Below are 22,559 nucleotides of genomic sequence, written 5' to 3'. Positions count from 1 at the left end.
CTCCCGGATTGCCGCCGGATTGGGCTGCACTGCAGGATTGGCGTTCTTCTTATGGGCCGTCCCGATGCTGCTTTTCGGCCCGATCAGTAATGCAGGTGCGCATGTCGCCTTCTGGTGGACCGCGATCCTCATTGGTCCATTCTTTGTTGCCTGGGCTGTGGGCAGGATTTTCAGCTTTCTGCGCCGCCGCCCGTGATCCACGTCGACCCCCGCTACTCGATAGCCGGCGTCCTCGTCGGGCTGCTCGTCGGGCTGACCGGCGTCGGCGGGGGATCGTTGATGACGCCGCTGCTGGTGCTCGTCTTCGGCTTCCACCCGGCGACCGCCGTCGGCACGGACCTGCTCTACGCGTCTGCCACCAAGGTCGCCGGCACCGGCGTCCACGGGCTTCGCGGCACCGTCGACTGGCGGATCGTTCGGCGGCTCGCGTCGGGCAGCCTGCCCGCGAGCGTCCTGACCCTCGCCGCGCTCTCGATCGCGCACCGCCATGCGGAGGACACCGATCACTGGATCGTCGTCACGCTGGGCGTCGCGCTGGTGCTGACCGGGATCGCCACCTTCTTCCGCGCGGCGTTGGTCGCACGGCTGACGATCGCGTTCGAACGGGTCAGCGAACGGCGCGTCCCCGCGCTAACGGTCCTGCTCGGCATCATGCTCGGGACGCTCGTCACGTTGACCTCCGTCGGCGCGGGCGCGCTCGGCATGACCGCGCTGCTGGTGCTCTACCCGCGCGCGCCGCTCGCGCGACTGGTCGGGTCGGACATCGCGCATGCCGTGCCGCTGACGCTGATCGCCGGGATCGGCCATTGGGCGATGGGATCGGTGGACGGATCGCTGCTTGTCTCGCTGCTGATCGGCTCGATCCCCGGCATCGTCGCGGGCAGCCTGATCGCGAGCCGCATCTCGGACCGCGTGCTGGTGCCGACACTGGCGGCCACCCTGGTGGTTACGGGCGCCAAGCTGCTGTTCTAGATCGGTTGCGATCGGACTGGATTACCCCTTCTCCGTTCGTCCCGAGCGAAGTCGAGGGACATGATCCGAACACTTGGCCACGTGTCTCGACTTCGCTCGACACGAACGGTTGTGCGGTGGATCAAACGGCGCGAAAACCGCTCTAACGGCGATCGATCACGATAAGTCGGACAAGTGTGTTGCCAAGCCGCATGACCCGGCCCCATCTTGGTGCCGTGCTGCGCCAATATGAACTCGTCGATCGCGTCCTCGACTATGATCCCGATGCCGACGAGGCGCTGCTCAACCGCGCCTATGTCTTCTCGCTCCACGCGCACGGCGGGCAGAAGCGCGCGAACGGGGACCCGTATTTCAGCCACCCGATCGAGGTGGCCGGCATCCTGACCGACCTGCACCTCGACGACGAGACGATCGCGACCGCGATCCTGCACGACACGATCGAGGACACGGTCGCGACGCGCGAGGAGATCGAGAGCCGGTTCGGCGCGAGCGTCGCAAGGCTGGTCGACGGCGTCACCAAGCTTAGCAAGATCGAGGCGCAGACCGAGAGCGAGCGCGCGGCGGAGAACCTGCGCAAGTTCCTGCTCGCGATGTCGGACGACATCCGCGTGCTGCTGGTCAAGCTCGCCGACCGGCTCCACAACATGCGCACGCTGCACTTCATCCCCAAGCCCGAGAAGCGCCGCCGCATCGCCGCCGAAACGATGGAGATCTATGCGCCGCTCGCCGAGCGGATCGGCATGTACGAGTTCATGAAGGAGATGCAGACGCTCGCCTTCGAACAGATCGAGCCCGAAGCATACACCTCGATCACCCGCCGCCTCGCGCAACTCAAGGAGGGCGGCGGGGATCGAATCGCCAAGATCGGGTCGGGGCTGAAACTGCTGTTGTCGCGCTCCGGCATCGAGACGGAGATATCGGGGCGCGAGAAGCACCCGTTCAGCATCTGGAAGAAGATGCAGGAGCGGCACATCAGCTTCGAGCAGCTATCCGATATCATGGCGTTCCGCGCGATCGTGCCGACGGAGGAGGATTGCTACCGCGCGCTGGGCGTCATCCACCGGCGCTGGCCGATGGCGCCCGGCCGGTTCAAGGATTACATCTCGACGCCCAAGCGCAACGGCTATCGCTCGCTCCACACCAGCGTCATCCACGCCGAGAACACCCGCGTCGAAATCCAGATACGCACGCCCGAGATGCACGCGGAGGCCGAGTTCGGCCTCGCCGCCCACTGGGCCTACAAGCAGAAGCCGGGCGGCCTGAGCGTGCGCCCGGAGACGCAGCACAGCTGGATCGCGGACCTGGTCGAGATCCTCGACACCGCCGCCTCGCCGGAGGAGCTGCTCGAGCACACGCGGATGGCGATGTACCAGGATCGCATCTTCGCCTTCACCCCCAAGGGCGAGCTGATCCAGTTGCCCAAGGGCGCGACCGCGATCGACTTCGCCTATGCCGTCCACACCGATCTTGGCGACCAGACGGTGGGCGCCAAGGTGAACGGCCGCGTCGTGCCGTTGAAGACGGTGCTGGAGAACGGCGACCAGGTCCAGATCCTCAAATCGAAGGCGCAGGCGCCGCAACAGGCGTGGCTGACCTTCGCGACCACCGGTAAGGCGCTGGCAGCGATCCGCCGCCACCTGCGCGCCGCCGAGCGCGACGAGCAGGTGAAGCTCGGCCGCAAGCTGTACGACGACATCGTCGCGCGGCTGCCCGCGACGCTGGGCGCGGGCGCGCTCGATCAGGCGCTGGTGCGGCTGAAGCTCGCGGACGAGCCAACGCTGATGCAGGCGATCGCGCGACGCACGCTGCCCGACGCGGCGGTGATGGAGGCGCTGATGCCGGGATCGGGCGGCGCGGACGTCGCGCGGGCGATGCCGCCACAGGCGGGCGCGATCTCGATCACCGGGCTGACGCCGGGCGTCGCCTTCGACCTCGCCGACTGCTGCCACCCGGTGCCGGGCGATCGGATCGTCGGCCTGCGCCGGCCGGACGCGGGGATCGAGGTCCACACGATCGACTGCGAAGGCCTGAGCGACGCGGAGCGCGCCGACGACGCGGACTGGGTCGATCTCGCCTGGGGCGACAAGGCCGAAGGCGGCGTGGCGCGCGTCTCGGTCGAGGTGAAGAACGAGCCGGGCGCCTTGGGCGTGCTCGCGACGGTGATCGGCGGCCACAAGGCCAACATCATCAACCTGCGCCTCGACGCCCGCGACAGCGCGTTCCACACCAACACGATCGACGTGGAGGTGCGCGACGTCCCCCACCTGATGCGCCTGATCGCCGGCCTGCGCGCGACGGACACGGTGAACGCGGTGACGCGGGTTTAGGTGACGGCGGCTTTTGCCAAGAAGCGGACGTTGACTGTTCGACGTAGGAGCGCGATCAATTATCATGCACGATGAGACTGCCGCTGCTTTCGCCGCGCTTTCGTCGAGAGCGAAGATAATGGTTCTCGCGCAGACGATTCACATGGAGACAATCCACGTTCGTGGCGCTCATTTGGATGATCCTACCGACACGGATAAACTGTATTTATCAAGCGAGTTTATACATCGCTTGTCCGGTTCTATCATGTCGATTACTAATGAAGAAGCGGAGGTAGAGAGCACCGACTACATCGCACTGATGCTGATTGAGGGCGTGAAGCCACGAGGCGCGCCCTACCTCCGTATGTTAGCGGATTGGATTAGCGCCGCCGAGACGATCCGATAGCCTCTGCTCTCCAGTAAACCAAGACGAGCGCGCGTTCGCGATCCATTGCAATGTTGGAGTAGTCGTGACAGCCGGGTCGCCGCTATTTCGCATCGTTACCATGCCTTCCCGTCTGCGGAGCCGTGCGACGATAGCTCGACGCCGTTTCCAACGGTCGGACCCCCATCCAGTCCGTTCGTGCTGAGCCTGTCGAAGCACCTGCCCGGAAGATCGGTCGTGCCGACTGAGAAAGGTGCGTTTGGTGTTACCTACTGTTACCTACTTTCGCGCGGACACGACGGTTCGGCGTCGATAGTGACGCCGCGCCCGCGCGCCGCTACGGTCGTTGCCGCATGAGCCGTCCCGTCCGCCCCCCCGCCCTCTCGATCGTCGTGCCCTGCTACAACGAGGCGGATTGTCTCGATCTGCTGCACGCGCGCGTGTCGGCGGCGGCGCGGGACGCGGTCGGAGACGATTACGAGCTGGTGTTCATCAACGACGGGTCGAAGGACGCGAGCTGGCCCGCGATGCAGCGGCTTGCCGCCGCCGATCCGCGGCTGGTCGCGATCAACCTGTCGCGCAACCACGGCCACCAGCTCGCACTGACCGCGGGGCTGGACCTGTGCGCGGGCGACCAGATCCTCATCATCGACGCCGACCTGCAGGACCCGCCCGAGCTGCTGGCCGACATGCGCGCGACGATGGCCGCGCAACAGGCGGACGTCGTCTATGCCGTCCGTCGCCGCCGCGAGGGCGAGACGTTGTTCAAGAAGCTGACCGCCGCGGGCTTCTATCGCGTGCTCGACCGCGTCACCGACACGCCGATCCCGCTCGACACCGGCGATTTCCGGCTGATGAGCCGGCGGGCGCTCGACGCGTTCCTGTCGCTGCCCGAACAGGCGCGCTTCATCCGCGGCATGGTCGCCTGGATCGGGTTCCGCCAGGTCCCGTTCGCCTATGACCGTGCCGAGCGCCACGCGGGCGAGACCAATTACCCGCTTGGCAAGATGATGCGGCTGGCGTTCGACGCCGTCACCGGCTTCTCCACCGCGCCGCTGCGGTTCGCGAGCCACGCGTCAGTGATCCTGGCCTTCGCGTCGATCCTGCTGCTGTTCTACATCGGCTGGGGGTTCTTCGCCGGCAACCCGGTCCAGGGGTGGACGTCGACGATGCTGGTCGTGGTGGTGCTGAGCGCGATCCAGATGTTCGTCCTGGGCATGATCGGCGAGTATCTCGGCCGGCTGTACGTCGAATCAAAACGGCGGCCGCTGTATCTGGTGGCGGACGTCGCCGGCCCGATACAGGGCCGCGCGACGCTGGGGTTCAAGGCGGAGGCTCCAAGCTTCTACGCTCCTATCCCCGTCTACCCTGAGCTTGTCGAAGGGCTGCCTTCTTCCTCCGAGTAGAAGGACAGTGCTTCGACAAGCTCAGCATGAACGGTGGTTCAGTCAGGCCGGCTCCGCCAGCGTGACGATCGAGACACCCGGCGTCATCGGCACGCGGCCGACCAGGTGCCGCTCCAGCCGGAAGATGCGCTCGAACAGCCGGTTGACCGGGCCGGGCGGCGGTGAGTCGTCGCTGTCCTCGCGCCCCGTCAGCTTGCCTGCGATCCGCGCGGCGGCGGCGAGCGGGAACAGCAGCGAGTTGAAATAGCCAAGCTTCTTCGGCGCCAGCCCGGCCGCGCGGATCGCTGCATTGAGGGTCGCCTTCGAGTAACGGCGATGGTGGTGGTTCACCACGTCGTGCGCGCTCCACATCCAGGCGTGGGCGGGCACCGCGATCAGGATCCTGCCGCCGGGCGCCAGGCAGTCGCGCATCGCCGCCAGCGCGGCGACGTCGTCCGCGATATGCTCCACCACGTCGAGCACCGCGATGAGGTCGTAAGCCCCTCGCGCGATGCCGGGCAGCTCGGGCAGCGGCGCGTCGCCGACCGGCCGGCCGAGCCGCTCGGTCGCGATCGCGCGAGCGTGCGCGTCGATCTCGATCGCGTCCACCGCGCCGAACCGCGCCAGCATCGGCAGATTATGCCCGGTGCCGCAGCCGATCTCCAGGATGCGCGCGTTCGCGGGCAGGCCGGCGTAGCGGGTCAGGTAATCGGCCAGGATGTCGCGCCGGGCGCGATACCACCAATGCGTTGAATCATGCGCCGCCATCCGGTCGTAGACGATGCGGTCCATCAGCGGGGGTCCTTCGGCGGCGCCATCAGGCGAACACCCAGTTGCGTTGCAGGCCGAACGTCACCAGCGGCGTCACGAACACGGCCGGTACCAGCGGCCACCACGTCGGCCCGTGGATCAGCGGCCCCGTCAGCAGCCAGATGAACAACTGGTTGAGCCCGAAGCCGAGCAGCTGGACGACGAGGAACCGGTGCGCGGTGCCGGGCGAGCGCGTGCCATGATCCTTGAAGCTGATCCGGCTGTGCGCGACCTTGCCGACGCCGGTCGCCGCGACGAAGGCGATCACGCCCGCCAGCAGCGGCCAGATCGCGCCGCCATGGCCATGGCTCCCTTCGATGGGAACGAGCCGGTAGCCATAGGTCGCGATCGGCCAATAGACGATCGAGTAGAACAATGTGACGCCGACGCCGGTGACGCCGAACCGGACGAGCTGGGCCAGCATGCCGCCGTTTCGCCAAGCCTCCCGCCATGTCTCCACGCGCTGTGCGATTCCCACCCGTCACTTGCCCTTCACTCGCCGCGCGATACAGCGGCCCGACGCCGCGACCGTTCGGGCCGAGCGACGATCTATGTGGCAAGGGCGTGTAATGCGGGTGGGCGAGTGAAGGAAGCGTTCTCGGGCGGCAAGACGTATCGCGACCTGGCCGAGGAGGCGGACCGTCACTGGATGCGGCTGACGCTGCTCGCCTGGCTGCTGGTGGCGGCATCGATGCTGTGGAGCCGCTACGGTTCGGTCTATTGGCTGGCGCTCGGCGATACCGACGACAACATGCGGCTGATGCAGGTGCGCGCGCTGCTGAACGGGCAGGCGTGGTTCGATCTGCGCAACCACCGCCTCGATCCGCCGGTGGGCGCCAACATCCACTGGTCGCGGCTGGTGGACCTGCCGATCGCGGCGCTGATCCTGGTGCTGCGCCCGTTCGTCGGGCCCGACTGGGCGGAGCGCTGGGCCTGCGGCATCGCGCCGCTGCTGCCGCTGTCGGTGACGATGCTGGGCATGGCCGCGACCGTGCGCCGGCTGATCGCGCCACTCGCCTGGCCGCTCGCGCTCGTGTTCCTGATGTGCTGCTCGGTCATGCTGTTCATGTTCATGCCCGAACGGATCGACCATCATGGCTGGCAGCTCGCGATGCTGAGCCTGACGGTCGCGGGCCTGTGCGACCCCAAGCGCCGCCGCGGCGGCGCGCTGGTGGGGATCGCGAGCGCGGTCAGCCTGACGATCGGGCTGGAGATGCTGCCCTTCGCCGCGATGGCGGGCGGCATCCTCGCGCTGCGCTGGGTGTGGGACCGGGCGGAGGCGGTGCGGCTTGAGACGTACGCGCTCACCCTCTCGGCCGGCAGCGCGATCGGCTATACGGGCTTCCAGGGCTGGGACTCGAGCGTCCTTCGCTGCGATGCGCTGACGCCGGTGTGGCTCTCGGTGATGATCGCTGCGGGTGTGCTGCTCTTCGTGCTGGGCCGCGTCAGTCCCGCCAGCCGGGCGTTGCGCCTCGGGCTCGCGGTGGCGGCGGGCGCGGCAATCGCGGCGGGGTTCGCGCATTTCTTCCCGCAATGCCTCGGCCGGCCCGAACAGGTATCGCCCGAGCTCGCGCGCAACTGGCTGCAGAACGTCAGGGAAGCCAAGCCGATCTACAAGCACCCGTTCCGCGACGACGTCCCGATTGCCGCGATGCCGATCGTCGGCTTCATCGGCGCGATCGTGGCGACGCTGCGGGCTCGGGGCGAGCGATTGTGGAACGGGTGGCTGCCGGTGCTGCTGTTCTCCACCTTCGCCGCGCTCATGCTGTTGTGGCAGATCCGCGTCGGGCCGGCGGCGCAGCTGCTGGCGGTGCCGGGCGTGACCGCGCTCGCCTGGTGGCTGGTGCCTTGGTGCCGGCGGCATCGCAGCCCGCTGGTGCGGGTGCTGGGCACGGTGGCGGTGGTGATGGTCGCGGGCGCCGGGCTGTTCGCGGGCACCGTGATGCGCTTCCTGCCGGTCGATCAGCCCAAGGCCTATGTGCGCCGGGTCAACCATGCGACGGGCATGTGCCTGACGCGGCCGGGGCTGGCGGCGCTGGACCGCTACCCGGCGCAGACGGTGTTCACCTTCATCGACCTGTCGCCGCGGCTCATCACCGTCACGCACCACGATGCGATCGCCGGACCCTATCACCGCAACGGCCCCGCGATCCTAGACGTGCAGCATGCCTTCACCGGAAGCCCCGACCAGGCGCATGCGATCATGCGCGCGCATGGCGCGACGCTGTTGGTGGTGTGCCCCAACATGGCCGAATCGACCGTCTACCGCGCCCGCGCGCCGGGCGGCTTCTATGGCCAGCTCGCGCGCGGCAAGCGCTTCCCTTGGCTGACGCAACTGCCGCTGCTGCGCGGCGATCCGCTACGCGTGTGGCGGATAAGCTAACGCAACTGCCCCGCCACGCCGTCGATCACGAACTGCACCGCCAGCGCGGCGAGCAGCACGCCGAGCAGCCGGGTGATGACCGATTCGATCTTCACCCCCAGCAGCCGCATCAGCGGCCCCGCCGCGACGAGCGCGGCGAGCGTCAGCAGCAGGATCGTCGTCATCGCGCCCAGCACCACCAGATGCGCCGCCAGGCCCGGGTTGCGCGCGCCCAGCAGCATGACGGAGGCGATCGAGCCCGGCCCCGCGATCATCGGCATCGCCATCGGAAAGATCGACACGTCCTCCGCCTGGACGGGATCGGTCGCGACCTTGGCGGCGCGATCCTCGCGGCGCTGGGTGCGCCGTTCGAACACCATCTCCAGCGCGATCAGGAACAGCATGATGCCGCCGGCGATCTTGAAGCTGTCGAGCTGGATGCCCAGGCCTTTGAGCAGCCCCTCGCCGAACAACCCGAAGGCGAGCAGGATCAGGCCGGCGACGCCTACCGCGCGGATCGCCATCGCGCGCCGCTCGATGGGCTTCGCATCGGTGGTCAGCCCGGCGAAGATCGGCGCGCAGCCCAGCGGATCAATGATGACGAAGAAGGTGATGATCGACGAGACGTAAAGCTCGATCACGCCCCTCCGTCCTCCGGCGCATCCACCCGCGGATCGATCGCCGCGCCCTCGCGCCGGCAGGCGGAGACATAGGCGTTGCGCATCAGGCAGGCGATCGTCATCGGTCCCACCCCGCCCGGCACCGGCGTGATCGCACCGGCGACTTGAACTGCGGACGCAAAGTCGACGTCGCCGACCAGGCTTGAGCTTCCATCCGCGCGGACGATGCGGTTGATGCCGACGTCGATCACGGTCGCGCCCGGCTTGATCCAGTCGCCCTTGACGAGGCCGGGCACGCCCACGGCGGCGACCACCACGTCCGCCTGGCGCACGCGGCCAGGCAGGTCCCGCGTGCGGCTGTGCGCGATCGTGACGGTGCAGCTTTCGGCTAGCAACAATTGCGCCATCGGCTTGCCGACGATCGCCGACCGGCCGACCACCACCGCATCAAGGCCCGATAGGCTCAGCGCCACGCCCTTGAGCAGCATCAGGCAGCCGAGCGGAGTGCAGGGCACGAAGCCTGCCAGCCCCGACGCCAACCGGCCGACGTTGACCGGGTGGAAGCCGTCGACATCCTTGTCCGGATCGATCCGGGTGATGACGGCGTCGGCGTCGATCTGCGCCGGCAGCGGCAACTGGACGAGGATGCCGTCCACCGCGGGATCGGCGTTCAGCCGGTCGATCAGCGCCAGCAGATCGGCCTCGCTCGTGTCGGCGGGCAGCCGGTGCTCGAACCCGCGCATCCCGGCTTCCCCGGTCGCGCGGTTCTTGGAGCGGACGTACACCGACGAGGCCGCATCCTCGCCCACCAGCACGACGGCCAGCCCGGGCGCACGACCGGTCACCGCCCGGAACGCCGCGACCGCGGTCGCCACCCGTCCGCGCAGCGCGGCCGCATGCGCCTTGCCGTCGATGATGCGCGCGGTCACCCCATCAGCTCGGGTAGCTGGAGGTCAGCACCGCGACGTCGATGTTGTTCAGCACGTACATCAGGATGCGGATCACGATCAGCGCCGCGAACGGTGACCAGTCGATCCCGCCGCTGGTCGGCAGGAAGCGCCGGAACGGGCGGTACATGGGCGCGGTGATCTGATCGAGGCCCGACGCGAGGCCGGCGACGAAGCCGTTGTGCCGGTTGACGACGTTGAACGCGAGCAGGATCGAGACGACCGCCTGGATCAGGATCAGGAACGACGCGACGTCGAGGATGATCTCGAGCACGCCGATGATGGTGTGGACGAACAAGGGACTGTTCCTTCGTAACGGGAGGCGGCGGTTTAGCCGATCCGCCCCACGGGGAACAGGGCGTGTATCCTCAGCACCGCACCAACGTCCCCACGCCGGCCCGCGTGAAGATCTCCAACAGGAGCACGTGCGGCACGCGGCCGTCGAGGATCACCGCCGCGTCCACGCCTGCGCCGACGGCGTCCATGCACGTCTGGAGCTTGGGGATCATCCCGCCGGTGATGACGCCCTCGGCCATCAGGCGGCGGATCGCGGTCGGCGTCAGGTTGGTCTGCAGCTCGCCGTCCTTCAGCACGCCCGCCACGTCCGTCAGCAGGAAGAAACGCGCGGCGCCCAGCGCGGCGGCGATCGCGCCGGCCATCGTATCGGCGTTGATGTTGTAGGTATGGCCGTCCGCGCCCGTCGCGATCGGCGCGATCACCGGGATGATGCCCGCGCCCGACAGCGTGTCGACGATCCGGCGATCGACCGCCACCGGCTCGCCGACGAAGCCGAGATCGACGTGCCGCTCGATCCCCTTCAGCGGATCGGCCTCGCGCCCCGTCACCTTCTCCGCGCGCACCAGCCCGGCGTCCTTGCCCGAGAGCCCCACCGCGCGGCCGCCGGCCTGGCCGATCCAGGCGACGATCTCCTTGTTGATGCTACCGGCGAGGACCATCTCGGCGATCTCGGCCGTCTCCTTGTCCGTCACGCGAAGACCGCCGACGAAGGTCGATTCGACGCCCAGCCGCTTCAGCATCCGCCCGATCTGCGGCCCGCCGCCGTGGACTACGACCGGGTTGATGCCCACCGCCTTCATCAGCGTGACGTCCTCGGCGAAGTCCTGCGCCGCCGCGGGATCGCCCATCGCGTGGCCGCCGTATTTGATGACGAACGTCTTGCCGGCATAGCGCTGGAGATAGGGCAGCGCCTCGGTAAGCGTCTCCGCCTTGGCGAGAAGGGCGGGATCGGGGGCGTGGTTCGTCATGGGGTGGGTCTTAGCGGGGGTGCGGGCGGGGCTGAAGCCGCAAACTCGTTCATCTTCATCCTTCCGCTTGGCGTCTACCGACCCACCGAAAGCTCAGCCCGCCGACGCAGCCGGCAAGTGCGCCGGGCGGAACCAGTCCCCGCAGGGTAGTGAGAAACGTCACTTCGCTTCCGTCGTCGGCCACGGACGGGAAAGTCGACCAGAGGATGAAGGCCACGATCATGATGCAAGCCAGGCCGCTGAACGTGCCTGCCACCCCCCAATATCGCCAGTCATTCGTGTTGAGCTTATCGGCAGCCAACGCCGACAAAAAAGCAAAGGGAAATGCCAAGACGGAAGCTAGGATCGCGGTGGCAGCGAAGACAATCGGGATCATGATGAAATCTGACCAAAGGATCGCCATCGAAACGCGATTCCAGACGAAGAACAAGGTCGGCAAGCTAAAATACAGCGTGAAGCACCCACTGGCCGTGCCGACCGCCCCAAGATAAGCGGGCATAACCCTGATTGGAGAGTAGCTCACTACCCCCGCCCGTCCAGCCACCGCCCCAGCGCCACCGCCGCATAGATCGCCGGCGGCACCAGCACCGCCGACAGCAGCACCTTGACGATCATCTGCCCGAGCAGCAGCTCGCGGATCGGGAAGACGCCCACAAACGCGATCGTCACGAACAGCAGCGTGTCGACCACCTGGCTGCCGACGCTCGCAACACCCGCGCGCAGCCACAGCAGCCCAGCGCCCTCGCGCCCTTTCAGCCACGAGAAGATCGTCACGTTGAGCGCCTGGCTGACGCCGTAGGAGATGAAGCCCGCCACCCACAGCCGCAGGCTGGAGCTCATCATCATCGCGAACGCCTCGCGGCGGACAGGCTCCATGTCGGACGCAGGCGGCAGCGCGACGACCAGGATAGACAGCGCCATCGACACGATCAGCGGCACGAAGCCGTACACCACCAGCCTGTTCGCCACCGCGCGGCCGTGCAGCTCGGCGATCGCGCTCGACACCACCACCAGCAGCAGGAACGCAAAGATGCCCGCCTCGATCGCCAGCGGCCCCAGCCCCAGCACGGGCCCGAGCGCCGACAGCGGGCCCAGCGCGATCTGCTTGTTGCCCAGAACGCCCGCGATGCACACCATCCCGCCGTAGAAGATGGATAGCGCGAAGAGGGATCGCGGGATGCCGGCGTGAACGGGTGCGTGGGCGACGGGCGTGGGGGCGAGCATGGCGGCAAGCTACGGGGTTTGAGGGGCGGGTCAATGCGCGCCCTCCTCTCCCGTCACCCCGGCCTTGAGCCGGGGTCCCGCTGTTTCGCGCGAGATCAGAAGAAGCGGGATCCCGGATCGAGTCCGGGATGACGGGGGAGCGAAGGGGGAGGAGGCCGGCGGGGCTTGTGCGGCGCGGCATCGCCCGGCCATAGTCGGGGCGGCGTCGCGGGGGAGCGGCGGGGGAGTATCGGTTCGGCCATGACTCGCATCCTGACCGGCATCGCCGGGATCGTCGTGATCCTGCTGATCGCCTTTGCGCTCTCCGCCGACCGGCGCGCGATCCGGCCGCGGATCGTCGGCGCCGCCTTCGCGCTGCAGGTCGCGATCGCCGTCATCGTGCTGTACTGGGGCCCGGGGCGCGCGGCGCTGGCGGGCGCGTCAGGCGGCGTCGCGGCGCTGCTCGGCTATTCGCAGAAGGGCACCGAGTTCCTGTTCGGCAACCTCGCCAGCCCCGCGGTCGGCGGCACCAGCTTCGCGATCGCCGCGCTGCCCGTCATCATCTTCTTCGCGAGCCTGGTGTCGATCCTCTATTACCTCGGCGTCATGCAACTGGTGGTGCGCTGGGTCGGCGGCGCGATCGAGTGGGTGGTCGGCGCGTCCAAGGTCGAATCGTTGTGCGCGGCGGCGAACATCTTCGTCGGGCAATCGGAATCGCCGCTCGTGATCCGGCCGTATCTCGCGGGGCTCACCCCGCCGCAGCTCTTCACCGTGATGACCAGCGGCATGGCCGGCGTCGCGGGCACGATCCTCGCCGCCTATGCCTCGATGGGGATCAGGATCGAGTTCCTGCTGGCGGCGAGCTTCATGGCCGCGCCGGGCGGCATCCTGATGGCCAAGATCATCATGCCTGATTCTCGCGGCGTCCCTGCGATCGAGCCCCCGTCCGACGCCCCGACCTCCGCTCTTCCCGCCGACATCCCCGGCGAGCCGATGCCGGACGCGAGCCACGACGAGGAGAAGCCCGCCAACATCATCATGGCCGCCGCACAGGGCGCGCAGACCGGCGTGAAGCTGGCGGTGGCGGTCGGCGCGATGGTGCTGGCGTTCGTGGCGCTGGTGGCGCTCGCCAACGGGCTGCTGGCGGGCGTGGGCGGGCTGGTCGGGCTGCCGGGGCTGAGCTTCCAGAGCCTGCTCGGGCTGGTGTTCAAACCCGTCATGTACCTGCTGAACGTGCCATGGGACGAGGCGGGCGCCGCCGGGGGCCTGTTCGGCGAGAAGATCGTGCTGAACGAGTTCGTCGCCTATATCGACCTCGGCAAGCAGGCCGGGCATCTGTCGCCGCACACCGTCGCGGTCGTGACGTTCGCGCTGTGCGGCTTCGCCAATTTCTCGTCGATCGCGATCCAGATGGCGGTGACGGGTAGCCTTGCCCCCAACCAGCGGCCGATGATCGCCCGGATGGGCCTGCGCGCGCTGGCGGCGGGGAGCCTGGCGAACCTGATGAGCGCTGCGCTGGCGGGGTTGCTGCTGGCTTAGAGCACCATTGGGATAGTGACCCGTTCTGAACCGTTCGTGTCGAGCGAAGTCGAGACACCTGCCGCCCGCTCGCCATGTCCCTCGACTTCGCTCGGGACGAACGGATGGGAGTAGCTGTGACCCGCGCCTCACTCCGCCGCGTAGATCGCGTCCAACACCTGCGCGACGCGCACCAGGCCCGCCGCCTGGGCGTCGAACCGCTCCCCCGCCGCCAGCCGCCGCGCCCAGTCCGCCGCCGCGCGGCCGCCCCAGCCCGCGGTGCCCTGGCCCGAGTCGGTCGCCAACGGCTCGCGCGACGTGCCGCTGAACCGGGTCGCCTCGAAGTCGTAGAACGAGCCGCAGACGTTGCGGAAGCTCGCGCCGCCGCCGGTGCCATAGAAGGACGCCTCGATGACTGCGTCCTGTCCCGCCGGCAGCCGCCACGAGCAGGCGAGCCGCACCGCCGTGCCGCCGTCGTCCTTGCCACCCAGCCGGAAGCGGGCGCTGGCATAATCCTCGACGCCGCCGCCGCCGGTGACGGGCGAGCCGCCCGCGAACAGGTCCGCGCCCACCGCGCCCGCCAGCTCGGGAAAGTCGGACACCCACAGCGCGAGGTCGACGAGGTGGACGCCCAGGTCCATCACGCAGCCGCCGCCCGACAGCGCGCGGTCGTAGAACCATGGCTTGTCGGGGCCGTAGGCATTGTGGAACGTCAGATCGATCGCGAAGACATGGCCGAGCTCGCCGCGGCGGACGAGGTCGGCGATCGCCGCCATGCCGCTGGTGAACCGGTAGGAGAAGTCGACGCCCAGCAGCCGGTCCGCCGCCCGCGCGGCGGCGACCACGCGCGCGGCCTCGGCGGCGTTCCGGCCGAGCGGCTTCTGGCAGAACACCGCCAGCCCGGCCTCCAGCGCCGCGATCGACTGGTCGGCGTGGAGCGCGGACGGGGTGGCGATGACGATCCCGTCGAGGTCCATCGCCAGCATCGCGTCGAGCCCGTCGACCCGCATCGCATCCGGCGCGAGCGCCTGCGCCTCGGCGGCGGCTTCGGGCGAGGCGTCGGCGATCGCCGCGGCCGCGACCGCGCCGGTCGCCAGCATCGCCGCCATGCGGTGGCGGCCGATCCAGCCGGTGCCGAGGAAGCCGATGCGGGGGAGGGTCATGGGTGGGCCTGTTTGAGAACCATGGTGGTGCCGGCACCATATCCGTCATCCCCGCGAAAGCGGGGACCCATCTCCTGCGCCGTCATTCTCGCCACCGGCCGGCCGTGATAATCACGAGATCGGGAGATGGGTCCCCGCGTTCGCGGGGATGACGGTGGTGGTCGGCCGGTGGGATCAGAACGTCACCAGTGCCTTCAGGAACCCATCCGGCCGATCGCGCGCGGCGTCCAGTGCCTCGCCGAGCCGGTCGAGCGGATAGCGGTGCGTGTACAGCGGCGCGGGATCGATCCGCCCGCTCGCGACCGCCGCCACCGCCTCGCGCAAGCCCCGCATCTGCACGGCCGGGTCACGCTCGTGCGCGTTGACGACGTCGATGCCCTTCCAGTTCCACGCCTGCATGTTGACCTGGCGCGGGCCGTCCTGGTGATAGCCCGCCACCACCAGCCGACCGCCGAAGCCGACCAGCTCGCCCGCGAGATCGAGCGGCCACTGCTTGCCGACGCATTCGATCACCCGCTCGCACCCTGCGTCACCGGTCAGCCCGTTGACGCGCGCGATGATCGCGTGATGGTCGTCCATCGGGATCGCCTCGGCCGCGCCGTACTGGCGGGCGAGGTCGAGGCTGAACGGGCGGCGGCTGATCGCAATCACCCGCGCGCCCGCATCGGTGCAGAGCCGCGTCAGCAGCGCACCCAGGAAGCCGATGCCGATGATCGCCACCGTCTGCCCCGCCTGGATGTCGGCGCGGCGGAAGATGTTCATGACGCAGCCGAGCGGCTCGCCGGGCACCGCCATGCCGGCGAGCGTCGCGGGCAGCTTCACCGCCATGTCGGCGCGCGCGAGGTCGAACTGCGCGAAGCTGTGGCCGGCGAGCGTCGCGACCCGGTCGCCCACCGCGAAGTCCGCGACGCCCGCGCCCACCGCATCGACCACGCCCCAGCCCTCATGCCCCAGACCGCCCGGCTCGCCGGGGTAGCTCGACCAGGGCTGCCCCTCCCACGGCTCGACGTTGGACCCGCACACGCCGCAGCCCTCCAGCCGGACGCGCAACTCGCCGATGCCGGGCTCGGGCACCGGCACCTGCTCGACGCGCATCGCCCGCGCGCCGGTGAGCACCGCCGCGTCCATCATCCCGTTCATGCGGCCAGTCCCGTGGCTTACGCGGCCTTGTCGGCGATGAACGCCTCGACCATCGTGAACGCCTGATCGTCGGTCATCTGCTTGGCGGGGTGCTTGCAGAAGAATGCCGATGCGCCCTCGACCGGGCCGCCGATGCCACGGTCGCGCGCGATCTTGGCGCATCGAACCATGTCGATCGCAACGCCGGCGGAATTGGGGCTGTCCTCGACCGACAACCGCATTTCCAGGTTCATCGGCACGCCGCCGAACAACTGGCCCTCCATGCGGATGAAGGCGACCTTGTTGTCGTTCTGGAACGGCACATAGTCGCTGGGGCCGATATGGACGTTGTCGTCGTCCAGCCGCTCGGCGGCCACGGCCTGAACCGCCTCGGTCTTGCTGATCTTCTTGCTCTTCAGCCGGGTTCGGTTCGACATGTTGAGGAAGTCGGTGTTGCCGCCGGTATTGAGCTGATACGTCCGGTCGAGCTTCACGCCGCGCTTGGCGAACAGGTCGGTCAGCACGCGGTGGACGATCGTCGCACCCATCTGCGCCTTGATGTCGTCGCCCACGATCGGCACGCCCGCGTCAGTGAAGCGCTTGGCCCAGAGGGGATCGCTCGCGATGAAGACCGGGATGTTGTTGACGAACGCGACGCCCGCTTCGAGCGCGCATTCGGCGTAGAACTCGGTCGCCTCCTGGCTGCCGACGGGCAGATAGTTCATCACCACGTCGACATTCGCCGCGCGCATCTGCGCCACCACATCCGCGCGGCTGGGCTGCGCCTGATCGGACAGGATGAAGGTGCGGTCGTCGGTGGGATAGTCGAGCATGTGCTCGGCGACGCCGTCGAGCACCGGTCCCATGCGGACGATCGCGCCGCTCGGATCCACCTCCGGCTCGAACACCGCGGTGCAATTGGGCTTGGCGAAGATCGCATGCGACACGTCCTGGCCGACCTTGCGCGCATCGACGTCCCACGCCGCCACCACCTTGATGTCGGACGGGGTGTAGCCGCCCAGATCCCAGTGCATCAGGCCGGTGACGTCGTTCGTCCCCTCACGGTAGTGATGCAGCCCCTGCACCAGCGAGCTGGCGCAATTGCCAACGCCGATGATGGCCATCCGAATCTCATTCATCGGTTCCGTACTTCCCGTCCCTTGTTGTTCCTGCCGCGCGGCCACTTGGCCCTGCGCGCCTTACGTGCCGGGGTGCAACCCCGCGTGCTGAGCCGCGACGGCAGACGCCGGCCCGGAGGCCACGCCACCCGCCACGCGCCGCTCCGCCGTCCGATGCCACGCCATCGTCACCACCGCCACCAACGTCAGCGGCCCCAGCTCGATCCACCACGCCAGCGTCGGCTCCCGAACCAGCACCGCCAGCGCGAAAAGACCGACGCGCACGTTCGCGCTCAGCAACGCCATCGCCCGCATCGGCGGCACGGCGCAGGCGGCGTAGCGGGCGGCGATCGCCGGACCCGCCGGCCCAGCGAGCTGCGCATCCAGCCGCACGCCCGCGCGATCCGCGGCGGTGGCGATCCGGTCGTACAGCACCACATGCGTCTCGGCGGACTGCGGCGCCTGGAGCCGCAGGCGGCGATGGAAGCGCGCGCGCTCCCCCTCGTACAGGCTGGCCTGCACGACGTGCGCGACGCCGGCGCTGATCGCCACCGCCCAGTCGCCCGCCGTCCCGATCGACAGCGCGAGCCCCACGTAGATGAGGATGAACACGCCGTGGTCGCACAGGCCGTCAAGGATCCGCCCGGTACGGCTCGCAGTGCCGGTGGCGCGGGCGATCATCCCGTCCAGCCCGTCGGCGACCAGCCAGCAGGCGGCAAGCACCAGGCCCAGCGCGGCGCCACGCCAGCCCGGCATGTCGACGAAGGCGACCATCGCCAGCACCCCGAGGCCGAAGCCCATCACCGACACCGCGTTGGCCGACAGGCCCCGGCGGATCGCCATCGGCAGCAACGCTCTAGCGACCGGATGGATGACGTACAGGTTGCTGAGATCCTCGATCCGGCGATCGCGCGATCCGTCCGGCGGCGGGATTGTCATGCCTTCGTCATGCGCGTTTCAGGGCCTTGACGCAAGCGGCAGGCGTCGCAAACGCGAGGCGCCAAGCGCCTTTGCGGGGATCGGCCGCTCCATCCGTCGCTCCGCCATGGCGAGCGCGGGCGGGTCGTCGACGTCGATCCAGTCGAGCGAGCCCACGTCCTCGACCAGCGCCAGGCCCTGCGCAGCGAGCACCCGGACGCCCTCGGTGATCGAGGGGGCATCGAGCGCCGCGAGCGCCGCGTAGAACGCCGGTCCGACCGCGAACACGCCGGTGTCGAACGCGTCGTAGCTCGCGAGGCCCTTGCCGATCGCGACGATGCGGGTGGCTCCATCCGTCTCGACGCAGGTGACGTCGTCAAGATCCACCGCATCCGAATCGAGGTTCCGGTCGATCCCCAGCCGCAGCCCCGCGCCGGCGCCGACCTCGGCCATCAGCCGGTACAGCGCCGGGTTCACCAGATGGTCGCACATGACGAGCAACGACGCGCCACCCGCCGCACGCCCGCCCGCCAGCGCCGACACGCCGTTGGGCAACGCCCAGTCCGTCACCGCCACCGTCTCGACCGCCAGCGGCCAGCCTTGTCCGGTCTGGCCTCCGGCGGCGAGATGCGCGGTCAGTTCGGCGCCGCGATAGCCGGTGACGACGATCGCGCGCGCGATGCCCGCCATCGCCAGCCGTTCCAGCGCATGGTCGACCAGCGGCTTGCCGCCGACCGGGCACAGCGGCTTGGACGGCGCGGCGGCGCGAAGCCGGGTCCCCTCCCCGGCCGCCAGGATGATGGCGGTGTCGATCATGCGAGCGCCCGCGCCGTGACGGGAGCGGCGACCGCGCGCACCGGTACGGCGGGCGCATAGCGGTCGATCGCCCAAGCGCAGAAGTCCGCGAACCGCTCGGGCTCGCGCGCCGGGCTGGTGTGGTGCGGCTCGACGCCCATGTGGGCCGGGGTGAAGCAGAAGGTGACGGTGGTGTCGAACGGCGCCAGCGCGTCCATCATACGGTCGAACCACTCGACGGCGCCCGGGCGGAACGAGTCGGCCCAGCTAAGCCCCGTGCGCAGCCGCCGCGTACCCAGCCGCTTCATCCAGCCGACCGCGTCGTCGAGCCGCGGGTCCTGGAAGTGGAACCACTGCATCAGCCCCATCTCGCCCGCGATCTTTGCGTAATCGTCGAGCGCGGGCTTGGGCGTGCCGTCCTCTCGGATGAGTCCCATGTAGAAATGGCGATAATAGCTCGATCCCTCCGCCTCGCGGTGCCGCGTCTCCGCGCCCCATGCCATCGGCAGATCGAACAGCGAGTACCAAAAGACGCGCGGCACGCGGCGAAGCAGCAGTTCGGCGGTGCGCTTGAGGCCGAATACCTGCACCTCCTCCGCGCCGAAGCTGCCGACGCCGACCTCCGTCACCCAGATCGGCAGCCGCGTCACCGCCTCGATCTCCGCGATCTTGTCGGGCCAGGCGTGGATCGGCCACAGGTTCCAGTCGAGCGGGAAACCATGGACCGCGACCACGTCGACATGATCGAGCGCGCCATGCTCCTCCAGCCGCCGTATCCAGACGGGATCGATCGGCGACATGCCGCCCAGCACCCGCGGGATCGCCGGATTGGCATCCCGGATCGCCTGCCCCGCCAGCCGGACCATGTGCGAGAAAAGCGACCAGTCGGGATCCTGTCCGATGTCCCAATGCGACTTGTTGTTGGGCTCGTTCCAGATCATCGCCGCTTCGATCAACGGCCGTCTCCTCTTGCGGGGTAAACCGCGGCCGGCCCCCGGTCGCCATAAGGCACCGGCGCGACGCGGCACCAATAGACCTCGTCCTCGGGATGCGATTCGATCGCGAAGCCCGCGGCGCGCAGCATCGCCTCGCTGCCGGCACGGTTGGGCGCCCACCAATTGGTCCAGTCGCCCGCGAACCGCCGTTCGATGAAATGCATCTTGGGGTAAGCAGGATCGTCGAAATACGCGGGCCGGTCATGGGTGCCGGGTTCGAAGAACGGGTGATCCTCCGGTGCCGCATGCGCGTCCTTCGACCCCTGCCGCATCGTCTGGAACAGCATCGCGCCGCCCGCCCCCTCCTCACTCACGGCGTGCTCGCGGATCAGGTCGAGCGCGAGGAGCGGATGGCGCAGGTGATAGAGCACGCCCATGAACACGACGACGTCGAACTTTTCGGCAAGCGCGCCGACGTCATAGACCGACAGCTTGGCGAACGCGACGTCGCCATAGCCCAATGCGTCGGTCGCGAGCCGCGCCTGCGCGAGATAGCGATCGTCCGAATCGATCCCGAGCACGCGCGCCGCGCCGCGCCGCTTCATCTCGACGCAGTAGAAGCCCGCGTTGCAGCCGATATCGAGGACCGACTTGCCGGTCAGGTCCGTGGGGATCGCGTCGGCGAAGCGCGCATATTTGAACGCAGGATAGTCGCCGAGGAAATGATCGGGTGCCGTCCGCAACCCGCCGCCCAGGTCGATATTGTGGAACCAGGGCGCCAGCGCATCGACGCGCTCGCGCAGGCTCTCGCCATCAGCCATTCAGCCCAGCCCCTCGTTCATCGACATCACGCGCGCGCCCCACTCGCCCGCCACGACGCGTGTGACCGACGCGGGGTCGATATCGAACCGGTGGATGTTGGCCAACCCCAAACCCAATGTGTCGCACACGCTCGCACGGATCAGGTCCGAATGGGTGACGAGCGCGATCGTCGCGCCGACCCGCTCCGCCGTCAGCCGCCGCATCAGCGCGACGATGCGCGCCTGCACCTCGGCCATGCTCTCGCCGCCCGGGCAGCGGGCGGTGGCGCGCTCGGCGTTCCAGGTCGCCCAGCGCGGATCGGTACGCAGTTGATCGAAGCCGACGCCCGTCCACTCGCCGACGTCGATCTCCAGCAGCGCGTCGTCGGTCTCGACGGGCACGCCGGTCGCGCGGCCGATCGCCCCGGCCGTCTCACAGGTGCGCTCCAGCGGGCTCGCGATAATCGCGTCGGGCGGCCGCACCGCCAGCCGGGCGCCGAGCGCGGCCGCCTGGGCGACTCCGGCGGCGCTCAGCGGCACGCCCGGCCGCCGACCCGACATCCGCACGTCGACGTCGGCGGTGACGGCGTGGCGGACGAGGAGGAAGGTCGTGGTCATGCGTCTCCCCTTGCCGGCGGTGTGGCGCCGTGATTGACACCGGCAGGAACAAAGATGAAGAAGCCGGGCTATCCGACTGCACAGAAGGCGCAACAGGGAGTAGCCGAACGCATGGCAAGCAACACCGAACGCGGTATCGGGTCAACCCCCAGGGCGTCGCGGGCGTGAGCGAGACCGTCCTCGTCACCGGCGGCGCAGGCTTCATCGGCCGGGCCGTCACGCAAGAACTGCTCCGCCGCGGCAACCGCGTTCGCGTGCTCGACAGCCTGATTGAGCAGGTCCACGGCCAGGTCGACGGATCGAAGATGCTGTCCCCCGACGCCGAGCTGATCCGCGGCGACGTGCGCGACAAGGACGCGGTGGCGCGGGCGCTGAACGGCGTCGACAGCGTCATCCACCTGGCGGCCGAGGTCGGCGTCGGCCAGTCGATGTATGAGGTGGAACGCTATACCTCCACCAACGACGTCGGCACGGCGGTCCTGTTCGAGAAGCTCATCGACCAGCCGGTGCGCCGCGTCGTCACCGCCTCGTCCATGTCGATCTATGGCGAGGGGCTGTACCGCGATGCCGACGGCGCGCTGGTGGAGGATGCGGACCGTCCCGGTCTGCGCGACGGACTGACGATATGGGACCCGGTCGACGCGCACGGCCGCCCACTGGTGCCGGTCGCGACGCCGGAGTGGAAGCGTCCCGCGCTCTCGTCGATCTATGCGCTCAACAAATATGTGCAGGAGCGCACGACGCACATCATGGCCGCGCCCTATGGCATGGAGGGCGTGTGCCTGCGGCTGTTCAACGTCTATGGCCCGGGCCAGGCGCTGTCGAACCCGTATACCGGCGTGCTGGCGATCTTCGCGTCGCGCTTCCTCAACGGGCAGAAGGCGATGATCTTCGAGGACGGCGAGCAGCGGCGCGACTTCGTCCACGTTTCCGACGTCGCCCGCGCGTTCGCGGACGCACTGGTGCTGCCGGGCGCGGCGGGGGGCACGTTCAACATCGGATCGGGGCACGACCGCTCGGTGACAGACGTGGCGCGCGAGCTTGCCCGCGCGATGGGGCGCAACGACCTGGAGCCCGAGATCGTCGGCAAGGCGCGGATCGGCGATATCCGCCACTGTTTCTGCGACACGACGCTCGCGGCCGAGAAACTGGGCTTCCGCGCAACGCAGGATTTCGGCGCCGGGCTGGCGGTGCTCGCCGACTGGGTGGCGGACCAGACCGCGACCGACAACGTCGCCGCCGCCCGCGCCGAACTGGAAAAGCGGGGGCTGGTCGCGTGAGGGGCGACAATCCAATCCTCCCCATGCAGTGCATGGGGAG

General features: G+C 68.9%; 24 protein-coding genes. 8 read left to right on the top strand and 16 right to left on the bottom strand.

The window, feature by feature from the left end; translation table 11 throughout:
• Positions 1-64: 64 nt before the first annotated feature.
• The 5 genes from ACFE65_RS12860 to ACFE65_RS12840 all read left to right on the top strand — a co-directional run bounded on the left by ACFE65_RS12860 (position 65) and on the right by ACFE65_RS12840 (position 5,069).
• Positions 65-196: a hypothetical protein gene (locus ACFE65_RS12860; RefSeq protein ID WP_375382759.1), complete on the top strand. Its 132-nt coding sequence runs from the start codon at positions 65-67 to the stop codon at positions 194-196.
• Positions 196-972, top strand: a complete 777-nt coding sequence (locus ACFE65_RS12855; protein WP_375382770.1) for a sulfite exporter TauE/SafE family protein — start codon at positions 196-198, stop codon at positions 970-972. The genes ACFE65_RS12860 and ACFE65_RS12855 overlap by 1 nt, the downstream gene beginning before the upstream one ends.
• Before the next feature lie 215 nt (positions 973-1,187).
• Positions 1,188-3,299 carry a RelA/SpoT family protein gene (locus ACFE65_RS12850; protein ID WP_375382769.1) on the top strand — a complete coding sequence of 704 codons (2,112 nt, stop codon included), beginning with the start codon at positions 1,188-1,190 and terminating at the stop codon, positions 3,297-3,299.
• Between the two features lie 64 nt (positions 3,300-3,363).
• Entirely contained in the window at positions 3,364-3,684 is a 321-nt protein-coding gene (locus tag ACFE65_RS12845; RefSeq protein WP_375382758.1) for a hypothetical protein, read from the top strand.
• A 332-nt stretch (positions 3,685-4,016) separates the two neighbouring features.
• Entirely contained in the window at positions 4,017-5,069 is a 1,053-nt protein-coding gene (locus ACFE65_RS12840) for a glycosyltransferase family 2 protein (protein ID WP_375382757.1), read from the top strand.
• Positions 5,070-5,111: 42 nt separating this feature from the next.
• Here the strand turns inward: ACFE65_RS12840 and ACFE65_RS12835 are convergent, their stop codons facing one another.
• Together ACFE65_RS12835 and ACFE65_RS12830 are read right to left on the bottom strand one after the other, a co-directional pair.
• Positions 5,112-5,840 (bottom strand): class I SAM-dependent methyltransferase, encoded by a 729-nt coding sequence (locus tag ACFE65_RS12835; RefSeq protein ID WP_375382756.1) that lies wholly within the window; start codon positions 5,838-5,840, stop codon positions 5,112-5,114.
• 25 nt (positions 5,841-5,865) lie between these two features.
• A complete protein-coding gene (locus ACFE65_RS12830) occupies positions 5,866-6,282 on the bottom strand; it encodes a GtrA family protein (protein ID WP_375382755.1) in 417 nt (138 codons plus the stop codon).
• A gap of 225 nt (positions 6,283-6,507) precedes the next feature.
• Here ACFE65_RS12830 and ACFE65_RS12825 point away from each other — a divergent pair, with 225 nt between their 5' ends.
• The gene (locus ACFE65_RS12825; protein ID WP_375382768.1) at positions 6,508-8,241 is read left to right on the top strand and encodes an AcrB/AcrD/AcrF family protein; all 1,734 of its coding nucleotides are present in this window, start codon (positions 6,508-6,510) and stop codon (positions 8,239-8,241) included.
• Here the strand turns inward: ACFE65_RS12825 and ACFE65_RS12820 are convergent.
• The 6 genes from ACFE65_RS12820 to ACFE65_RS12795 all read right to left on the bottom strand — a co-directional run bounded on the left by ACFE65_RS12820 (position 8,238) and on the right by ACFE65_RS12795 (position 12,276).
• The gene (locus ACFE65_RS12820) at positions 8,238-8,861 is read right to left on the bottom strand and encodes a MarC family protein (RefSeq protein WP_375382754.1); all 624 of its coding nucleotides are present in this window, start codon (positions 8,859-8,861) and stop codon (positions 8,238-8,240) included. The genes ACFE65_RS12825 and ACFE65_RS12820 overlap by 4 nt on opposite strands.
• Positions 8,858-9,769 carry a bifunctional methylenetetrahydrofolate dehydrogenase/methenyltetrahydrofolate cyclohydrolase FolD gene (gene folD / locus ACFE65_RS12815; RefSeq protein WP_375382753.1) on the bottom strand — a complete coding sequence of 304 codons (912 nt, stop codon included), beginning with the start codon at positions 9,767-9,769 and terminating at the stop codon, positions 8,858-8,860. The genes ACFE65_RS12820 and folD overlap by 4 nt, the downstream gene beginning before the upstream one ends.
• 4 nt (positions 9,770-9,773) lie before the next feature.
• Complete coding sequence (locus tag ACFE65_RS12810; RefSeq protein ID WP_375382752.1) at positions 9,774-10,085, bottom strand: YggT family protein; 312 nt, start codon at positions 10,083-10,085, stop codon at positions 9,774-9,776.
• 70 nt (positions 10,086-10,155) lie between these two features.
• On the bottom strand, positions 10,156-11,052 hold the full coding sequence (argB, locus tag ACFE65_RS12805) for an acetylglutamate kinase (protein ID WP_375382751.1): 897 nt from the start codon (positions 11,050-11,052) through the stop codon (positions 10,156-10,158).
• 55 nt (positions 11,053-11,107) lie between these two features.
• Positions 11,108-11,575, bottom strand: a complete 468-nt coding sequence (locus ACFE65_RS12800) for a hypothetical protein (protein WP_375382750.1) — start codon at positions 11,573-11,575, stop codon at positions 11,108-11,110.
• Positions 11,575-12,276 carry a queuosine precursor transporter gene (locus ACFE65_RS12795; RefSeq protein WP_375382749.1) on the bottom strand — a complete coding sequence of 234 codons (702 nt, stop codon included), beginning with the start codon at positions 12,274-12,276 and terminating at the stop codon, positions 11,575-11,577. Before ACFE65_RS12795 ends, ACFE65_RS12800 begins: the two co-directional genes overlap by 1 nt.
• Before the next feature lie 240 nt (positions 12,277-12,516).
• On the opposite strand from ACFE65_RS12795, the gene ACFE65_RS12790 reads away from it, so the two are divergent.
• Positions 12,517-13,794, top strand: a complete 1,278-nt coding sequence (locus tag ACFE65_RS12790) for a NupC/NupG family nucleoside CNT transporter (protein ID WP_375382748.1) — start codon at positions 12,517-12,519, stop codon at positions 13,792-13,794.
• Positions 13,795-13,922: 128 nt separating this feature from the next.
• On the opposite strand, the gene ACFE65_RS12785 is transcribed toward ACFE65_RS12790, so the two are convergent.
• The 8 genes from ACFE65_RS12785 to ACFE65_RS12750 all read right to left on the bottom strand — a co-directional run bounded on the left by ACFE65_RS12785 (position 13,923) and on the right by ACFE65_RS12750 (position 21,239).
• Positions 13,923-14,936: a Gfo/Idh/MocA family protein gene (locus ACFE65_RS12785; RefSeq protein ID WP_375382747.1), complete on the bottom strand. Its 1,014-nt coding sequence runs from the start codon at positions 14,934-14,936 to the stop codon at positions 13,923-13,925.
• 174 nt (positions 14,937-15,110) lie between these two features.
• A complete protein-coding gene (locus tag ACFE65_RS12780; protein WP_375382746.1) occupies positions 15,111-16,076 on the bottom strand; it encodes a zinc-binding dehydrogenase in 966 nt (321 codons plus the stop codon).
• A 17-nt stretch (positions 16,077-16,093) separates the two neighbouring features.
• Complete coding sequence (locus ACFE65_RS12775; RefSeq protein ID WP_375382745.1) at positions 16,094-17,194, bottom strand: inositol-3-phosphate synthase; 1,101 nt, start codon at positions 17,192-17,194, stop codon at positions 16,094-16,096.
• 60 nt (positions 17,195-17,254) lie between these two features.
• Entirely contained in the window at positions 17,255-18,112 is an 858-nt protein-coding gene (locus ACFE65_RS12770) for a CDP-alcohol phosphatidyltransferase family protein (protein WP_375382744.1), read from the bottom strand.
• 18 nt (positions 18,113-18,130) lie between these two features.
• The gene (locus ACFE65_RS12765) at positions 18,131-18,907 is read right to left on the bottom strand and encodes an NTP transferase domain-containing protein (protein WP_375382743.1); all 777 of its coding nucleotides are present in this window, start codon (positions 18,905-18,907) and stop codon (positions 18,131-18,133) included.
• Positions 18,904-19,842 carry a beta-xylosidase gene (locus ACFE65_RS12760; RefSeq protein WP_375382742.1) on the bottom strand — a complete coding sequence of 313 codons (939 nt, stop codon included), beginning with the start codon at positions 19,840-19,842 and terminating at the stop codon, positions 18,904-18,906. Before ACFE65_RS12760 ends, ACFE65_RS12765 begins: the two co-directional genes overlap by 4 nt.
• Positions 19,839-20,642 (bottom strand): TIGR04290 family methyltransferase, encoded by an 804-nt coding sequence (locus tag ACFE65_RS12755; RefSeq protein WP_375382741.1) that lies wholly within the window; start codon positions 20,640-20,642, stop codon positions 19,839-19,841. Before ACFE65_RS12755 ends, ACFE65_RS12760 begins: the two co-directional genes overlap by 4 nt.
• The gene (locus tag ACFE65_RS12750) at positions 20,643-21,239 is read right to left on the bottom strand and encodes a histidine phosphatase family protein (RefSeq protein WP_375382740.1); all 597 of its coding nucleotides are present in this window, start codon (positions 21,237-21,239) and stop codon (positions 20,643-20,645) included.
• Between the two features lie 164 nt (positions 21,240-21,403).
• Here ACFE65_RS12750 and ACFE65_RS12745 point away from each other — a divergent pair, with 164 nt between their 5' ends.
• Positions 21,404-22,519, top strand: coding sequence for an NAD-dependent epimerase/dehydratase family protein (locus tag ACFE65_RS12745; RefSeq protein WP_375382739.1), 1,116 nt, complete (start codon positions 21,404-21,406; stop codon positions 22,517-22,519).
• Positions 22,520-22,559 lie beyond the last annotated feature (40 nt).

The sequence above is a fragment of the uncultured Sphingomonas sp. genome (assembly GCF_964237335.1).
GTDB lineage: Bacteria > Pseudomonadota > Alphaproteobacteria > Sphingomonadales > Sphingomonadaceae > Sphingomonas.
The sequence above is the reverse complement of the archived record's forward strand: the minus strand, read 5'-3'. Positions and strand labels throughout refer to the sequence as shown.

Excerpts from the sequence above, each read along its gene's own strand:
- ACFE65_RS12780 (WP_375382746.1), bottom strand. The coding sequence starts at position 16,076 with ATGAACGGGATGATGGACGCGGCGGTGCTCACCGGCGCGCGGGCGATG.
- argB (WP_375382751.1), bottom strand. The coding sequence starts at position 11,052 with ATGACGAACCACGCCCCCGATCCCGCCCTTCTCGCCAAGGCGGAGACG.
- ACFE65_RS12775 (WP_375382745.1), bottom strand. The coding sequence starts at position 17,194 with ATGAATGAGATTCGGATGGCCATCATCGGCGTTGGCAATTGCGCCAGC.
- ACFE65_RS12750 (WP_375382740.1), bottom strand. The coding sequence starts at position 21,239 with ATGACCACGACCTTCCTCCTCGTCCGCCACGCCGTCACCGCCGACGTC.
- ACFE65_RS12860 (WP_375382759.1), top strand. The coding sequence starts at position 65 with ATGCTGCTTTTCGGCCCGATCAGTAATGCAGGTGCGCATGTCGCCTTC.
- ACFE65_RS12755 (WP_375382741.1), bottom strand. The coding sequence starts at position 20,642 with ATGGCTGATGGCGAGAGCCTGCGCGAGCGCGTCGATGCGCTGGCGCCC.
- ACFE65_RS12835 (WP_375382756.1), bottom strand. The coding sequence starts at position 5,840 with ATGGACCGCATCGTCTACGACCGGATGGCGGCGCATGATTCAACGCAT.
- ACFE65_RS12765 (WP_375382743.1), bottom strand. The coding sequence starts at position 18,907 with ATGATCGACACCGCCATCATCCTGGCGGCCGGGGAGGGGACCCGGCTT.
- ACFE65_RS12785 (WP_375382747.1), bottom strand. The coding sequence starts at position 14,936 with ATGACCCTCCCCCGCATCGGCTTCCTCGGCACCGGCTGGATCGGCCGC.
- ACFE65_RS12790 (WP_375382748.1), top strand. The coding sequence starts at position 12,517 with ATGACTCGCATCCTGACCGGCATCGCCGGGATCGTCGTGATCCTGCTG.
- ACFE65_RS12825 (WP_375382768.1), top strand. The coding sequence starts at position 6,508 with ATGCGGCTGACGCTGCTCGCCTGGCTGCTGGTGGCGGCATCGATGCTG.
- ACFE65_RS12795 (WP_375382749.1), bottom strand. The coding sequence starts at position 12,276 with ATGCTCGCCCCCACGCCCGTCGCCCACGCACCCGTTCACGCCGGCATC.
- ACFE65_RS12840 (WP_375382757.1), top strand. The coding sequence starts at position 4,017 with ATGAGCCGTCCCGTCCGCCCCCCCGCCCTCTCGATCGTCGTGCCCTGC.
- ACFE65_RS12845 (WP_375382758.1), top strand. The coding sequence starts at position 3,364 with ATGCACGATGAGACTGCCGCTGCTTTCGCCGCGCTTTCGTCGAGAGCG.
- ACFE65_RS12770 (WP_375382744.1), bottom strand. The coding sequence starts at position 18,112 with ATGACAATCCCGCCGCCGGACGGATCGCGCGATCGCCGGATCGAGGAT.
- ACFE65_RS12830 (WP_375382755.1), bottom strand. The coding sequence starts at position 6,282 with ATGCTGGCCCAGCTCGTCCGGTTCGGCGTCACCGGCGTCGGCGTCACA.